The 6,084-nt window shown below is 39.0% G+C and carries 4 protein-coding genes; all 4 read right to left on the bottom strand.

Annotated elements, in window-relative coordinates:
- Nucleotides 1–253 precede the first annotated feature (253 nt).
- The 4 genes from AC13DP_RS13070 to AC13DP_RS13055 all read right to left on the bottom strand — a co-directional run bounded on the left by AC13DP_RS13070 (nt 254) and on the right by AC13DP_RS13055 (nt 6,029).
- Complete coding sequence (locus tag AC13DP_RS13070; protein WP_347407288.1) at nt 254–2,722, bottom strand: ligase-associated DNA damage response DEXH box helicase; 2,469 nt, start codon at nt 2,720–2,722, stop codon at nt 254–256.
- Nucleotides 2,723–2,787: 65 nt separating this feature from the next.
- Complete coding sequence (locus tag AC13DP_RS13065; protein ID WP_347407287.1) at nt 2,788–3,312, bottom strand: hypothetical protein; 525 nt, start codon at nt 3,310–3,312, stop codon at nt 2,788–2,790.
- 111 nt (nt 3,313–3,423) lie between these two features.
- Nucleotides 3,424–5,016, bottom strand: coding sequence for an ATP-dependent DNA ligase (locus AC13DP_RS13060; RefSeq protein ID WP_013069983.1), 1,593 nt, complete (start codon nt 5,014–5,016; stop codon nt 3,424–3,426).
- Nucleotides 5,013–6,029, bottom strand: a complete 1,017-nt coding sequence (locus AC13DP_RS13055) for a ligase-associated DNA damage response exonuclease (protein WP_483067924.1) — start codon at nt 6,027–6,029, stop codon at nt 5,013–5,015. Before AC13DP_RS13055 ends, AC13DP_RS13060 begins: the two co-directional genes overlap by 4 nt.
- Between the last annotated feature and the right edge of the window lie 55 nt (nt 6,030–6,084).

The following is a 6,084-nucleotide window of genomic DNA, read 5'->3' as shown; positions in this document are numbered from 1 at the left end:
CTTTCTAGTTTTTGATACAATTTTTCGTCACTCAAGATCACTTGAACTGAAAATTAGATGATGTCACTTCGAGTGACAGATTTCGAAATGAAATGGAGAAATTTGTTGTATCGAGAAGTCCGTTTTCACAATACATTATACAGTTTGCAGTCATTCAAAATTCCACATTAAAAACTCAAAATTCTATCCTGATTCCTGAATTTTTTATCTGGACTTTCTTATGCTAACAGCGTAGCGATCTAATATCTAGTGTCTAACTATCCAGGCTTTTCATCATTTTCCAGATACGATCTTCCAGTTTTTCTGAGGATAATTTCTCACGTAATCGATCGGTGATAATTGGAAAAGAAAAAGGTGTAGGCTTTTCACAATTTCGCCAGATCATTTTTTGATTATTAATTCGCTCCAAAGCCTGTCGTAACCTTCCTTCTTCGAGCTGATGCTCAAAAGTTTCTCTAAACGATTGTAAATACAATAAATTATCCTCTTCGTAATCCCTAAAAACACTAAACAGCAGCTGTGAACTGGATTGCAAATGTTTACTTTTCACCAGCTTGTTGGGATAACCCGTAAAAACGAGTCCGGCGATTACTGCGATATCACGAAATTTTCTACGCGCCATTTCGGTAGCATTTAAACTTTTATAAAGATCATCCATCAAAAATTCCGCAGAAAATAAGTTATTATCCAGTACCTGTTGCATATCGATTTCCTGATCGCTTAGCAATTCAAACCCATAATCATTAAAAGCGATAGAAAATGAAATTGGCGACAATAAACTAACCCGGTAAGCCAGCAAACTTCCTAAAGCTTCGTGTACAAATCGGCCTTCAAAGGGATAAAAAATAGCATGATATCCTTCTCTGGTTTTAAAGGTTTCAATTAGAAATTCATCACTTTTAGGAATCACCGATTCTTTTTTTTGTCGGTCCAAGATCCCGGTTAAAGCAGAGAGTTCTTCAGACTTACCGGAAGTAGCATCATATTCAGACGCCAAATACATTTCCTCCCGTAATAATTCACTCATTTGTGCCGAAAAAGTCATGCGTCCCCCCATCCAACTGGGAACTTTAGCATTTTTTTTCTTCGACTTTTTTACAAGTACCTGCATGTTTTTAATACGTACCAACTCCAGGTTTCTACCGGCAAAAGTAAAGATATCACCCGGAGTTAATTTGGAAATAAACCATTCCTCAATCGTACCTATATATCCACCTTTCATGTATTTTACGCTGAGCATTGCATCACTTACAATGGTCCCGATTTGTAAGCGATGGCGCATGGCAACACCTCGATGATTTACTTTAAACCTGCCATCTTCTTCAATTTCTACTTTTTTATATTCGTCATATGCCTGCAGACTCTGACTGCCTTTGGTAATAAAATTAAGCAGCCAACGCCAGTCATCTTCGGTCATGGCCTGAAAACAAAAGGTTGATTTTATTTCCGGATAAATATCCTTTGGGAAAAATCCGTTTGAAACAGCTAAAGTGGTTAAATACTGTACCAAAACATCGAAGCTCAACAAATACGGTATTCGATCTTCTACCGCTTTTTTCTCAACTGCTTTCTGTAGTGCAGAAGCCTCAATCAATTCGATTGCGTGAGTTGGTAAAAAATAGATCACACTTTCTTTTCCTGGCTGGTGACCGCTACGTCCTGCTCGTTGTAAAAATCGCGCAACCCCTTTTGGTCCTCCAATCTGAATAATGGTTTCTACCGGCGCAAAATCCACTCCCAAATCTAAACTCGAGGTACATACCACTGCTTTTAAACTTTCGTTTCTAATGGCCTGTTCTACCCATAATCGTGTTTCTTTATTAATGCTTCCATGATGCATTGCCAATTCCCCGGCAAATTCCGGATATTTTGAAATAATCTTCTGAAACCATAACTCACATTGTGAACGAGTATTGGTAAAAAGTAAAGTTGTTTTTGAGCTTTTAATAATCGGCACCACTTCATCCAGCAAATGCAATCCCATGTGTCCTCTCCACGGAAATTTTTCCATTGTCTCTGGGATTATGGACTTTACTTTTATTTTTTTCTGAAGATTGGCGCGAATCAATTCAGAATTCTGAAGCGCTTCGGATTTAGGCCCTAGCAGTACTTCCCTGGCCTGCTGAAGATTTCCTATAGTCGCTGAAATTCCCCAAATCCGGAGATTTTTTGACACTGTTTTTAATCGTGACAATGCCAGCTCTACCTGTACACCACGTTTACTTCCCAGAAGTTCATGCCATTCATCTACCACAATAGCTTCCAGGTTTTCGAAGGTTTTATCGTAGTTTTTTGAAGATAATAACAGTTGCAAACTCTCTGGAGTGGTAATGAGCAAGTCCGGCATCGATTTCTTTTGTGCCGCCCGTTCTTTTTGTGAAGTATCACCAGTTCTAATCCCTACGGTAAGGTTCGTCCCCAATCCTCTTGCAAAACGTTCTGCAGCCTGTTCTATTTCTACAGAAAGGGCGCGTAATGGCGTAATCCAAATTGCTTTTAATCCTTTTTTGGACCTGATTTTATAATCGGGATTATTTTTAATGTAATTTAGAACGATGGGTACCCAAAGGGCGTAAGTTTTCCCGCTTCCGGTAGGTGCATTTAGGAGTCCGTTTTTCTTTTGTAAGTAAGCTTTCCAGGTATCCTTCTGAAATTTAAAAGGTTTCCAACCCTGCTCGGTAAACCAGCTTTGGGCTATTTTCAAAAGTTCCTGTCTTGTCATTTTAAACTGCTATCTATATTAAAAGCCTTTATAAATAGATGCTTTACAAAGGCTTTTTAAATGCTTTACATGTTTGTTTTCTTGTTTGAAGGAAGTTTTTGCTCTTCTTCTTTTGTAAACAACTGCGGATAATTATTCTTCAGCATTTGCTGATGTATAGAATCCATTTTCCTTATTTGCTGCTGAAATTCTTTCGGGAAATTGCCGGTTGAAAAGAAATCACTTCCCATTACATCGTCTCCAAAGAAATCATTCCGCAAAAAAGTGGAATCGTCAAAAAAACCTTGCATCATTGCTGAAGACATCTTATCATCACCGAAAAGCTGCTGAAAATGCTGTCTAATTTCTTTGCTACCGGTAATGGTATCTCCATTTACACTGCCATAACTGTAGGTATAGGTAGAGTCGTAACTTTTTAGATTACCGTTTTCATCAAACTCTTTGTTTACCGTCCAGTTTCCTTTTGGCTTTTCATTGTTAGTTTTGGTACTTAACCCCAAATTACTATTCTCGTCAGTCTTTTTTTCCTGTGCGTTGCAGCCGGTAAACCCTAAAACTGCTAATGCCAACATTACGATTGATGTTCTCATTGTTACACATTTTAAATTTATAATCAGTTAAAAATAACATCTGATTTTAAGCAATTTGAATACCAAATTTTCAAAACTGACATTAAAAAATTTGTAAAATTCTATGCACAATCAAGGGATTAATGCCTTTAGATCTTCCAGAGTATTCGCTTCTTCAATTTTTTTATCGGTACGCCAGCGTAGAATTCGAGGGAACCTGGTGGCCACCCCACTTTTATGCCTTTTAGATTCAGCTATACCTTCAAAAGCCACCTCAAAAACATGATGAGGTGTCACACTTCTTACCGGCCCAAAACGCTCTAATGTATTTTTTTTGATCCAGGCATCTAATTTTCTGAATTCCGCATCGGTTAAACCACTATAGGCTTTTGCAAAAGTGACCAGCTCTTCCTTTTTCTCATCCCACAATCCAAAAGTATAATCTGTAAATAAATTGCTTCGCCTACCATGACCACGCATAGCGTAGGTAAGTACCGCATCTATAGTAAGCGGATCGACCTTCCATTTCCACCAGTCGCCTTTTTTCCGGCCAACCAGATATGGCGAATCTAATCGTTTCAGCATTAAGCCTTCAGATTTTACTTCTCGGGATCGTTCCCTCTCTTCTGCCGCTTCCTCCCAACTTTTAAACTGAATGGTGTACGATAAATGTAATGGAAGTCCGTCAGATTTCACTTCAGTATATAATTTCTCTAAAATCGCTCTGCGGTCCTTAAATGCTTTTTGTCTTATATCCTCTCCATGCCATTCCAAAACATCATAAGCTTTCAAAATTACCGGTGTTTTTTTAAGTAAATTTTTGGAGACGGTTTTTCGACCAATACGGGTTTGTAAATCTTTAAATGTCCCTATTTCGCCTTTTGGAAATGGTAAAATCTCACCGTCGATCACCGTCCCATTTGGGATCACGCCCACAAACTTCTCAAATTCCGGATATTTATCAGTAACCAGTTCTTCCCCCCGGCTCCAAACAAACAATTCGTTATTTCTAATAATTACCTGTGAACGTATGCCATCCCATTTATGTTCGGCGCTCCACTGGTTTACGTCACCCAGATCTTCCGGTTGATCTTCTATTGCATAAGCCAGATAAAAAGGATAAGGTTTCGATAAAAAATCCTCTTCATTTTCTTCTAATATCAGTTTAGTGTAGGTGGTTTTTGCCGCATTCCAATCTCCCATCATCTTGTAAGCTAAAATATCCTCATCGATATCGGTAGCTTTAGAAAGCGCACGTGTCATTAGCTTCTGACTTACACCAATCCTAAAACTTCCGGTTATAAGCTTGGTAAATACAAAACGTTCGTAATAATTTAAACTGAGCCAATTCTCTTTTAAATATTCTTTTTTCTCTTCTTCAGACTTTGGCTTTAGATCGATAATCTCCTGAAGAAACTGACTCAGACTTTTTTCTGAAGATGCCGACGAAGGAGGAATAACCAAAGCAATAGTTTCTGCCAGATCCCCCACAATATGATAGGACTCTTCAAATAACCACAAGGGAATATTCGCAATCTCTGAAGCCCATAACCGCATTAAAGTAGTATTTACCGGCCGCGGCGGACGGCGATGAGAAAGAATGGCTATGGTCCAAACCTTATCACGATCTGGCGCATTGTTAAAGTATTTGGTTAATGCTTCAACTTTTAGCGTGGTTTTGTTTGTGCTATCCAGCGTTTTTATAAGTTCTGCAAACTGTCTCATTCATCCTCGGGTTTAGAAGTTTGCTCGGCATTTTCTTCTTCATATTGCGTTTGCTCGGTGCGGGCATCGTAACCAATTTCACGTAGATATCTTGAAAAGATATCGGTATACCCATGCGTACAAATTATTTTTTCGGCTCCGGTTTCTTTTATCGAAGAAAGAAGGCCCTGCCAGTCGCAATGATCCGAAAGTACAAATCCACGATCGATAGCCCGGCGCCTCCTTGCGCCCCGAAAAGTCATCCAACCACTTGCCGATGCTGTAACATAAGGCACCATTTTTTTGATCCAGGGTGTGCCATGTGCACTTGGTGGTGCTACCACAATATTTCCTTTAATTTCTTCTTTTTTTATATCTCGGGTGATTCGTGTTGTTTTTGGCATTTCTAGTTGTGGACGTAAAACTTCGGTCATATTTTCTATGGCTCCATGCGTGTAGATTTTCCCGATAGAGGTATCTAAATATTTCAGTAATCGCTGTGCTTTTCCCAAAGAATATCCAAAAATCACGGAGGTTCTTCCATCCGACTGATTTTGTTGCCACCAGTTATTTATTTCTGCGAAAACTTCGTCTTGCGGTTGCCATTTAAAAGCAGGCAAACCAAAAGTACATTCTGTTATAAAGCTGTGACATTTTACAGGCTCATATGGCGTAGCTACGCCATCATCTTCAGTTTTGTAATCGCCGGTAAACACCCAAACTTCGCCTTTATATTCTACCCTTATTTGTGCTGAACCAATAATATGCCCGGCGGGATGAAATGAAAATTTCACATTATTGATCGTAAAGGTTTCACTCCAGTCTTTACCGTTTACATTAATATCTCCCAACCGGTGTTTAATAATAGGTATGTTGCTGTGCTGTGTGATATATTTTTTATGTCCCCAGCGTGAATGATCGGCATGGCCATGCGAAATAATCGCCTTATCTACCGGCCGCCAGGGATCCAGATAAACATCTGCCTGGGCGCAGTAAATTCCTTTATCATTAAATGCCAGCAAGGGAGTTTTCATTTGTAAAGCTTATTGAATTAGCAGCAATTGTGATGAAATTAGGCAAAATAGAAAG

This window comes from Zunongwangia sp. L-65, assembly GCF_056859415.1.
Note: the sequence above shows the minus strand (reverse complement) of the source record. Positions and strands in the feature narration are given on the sequence as shown.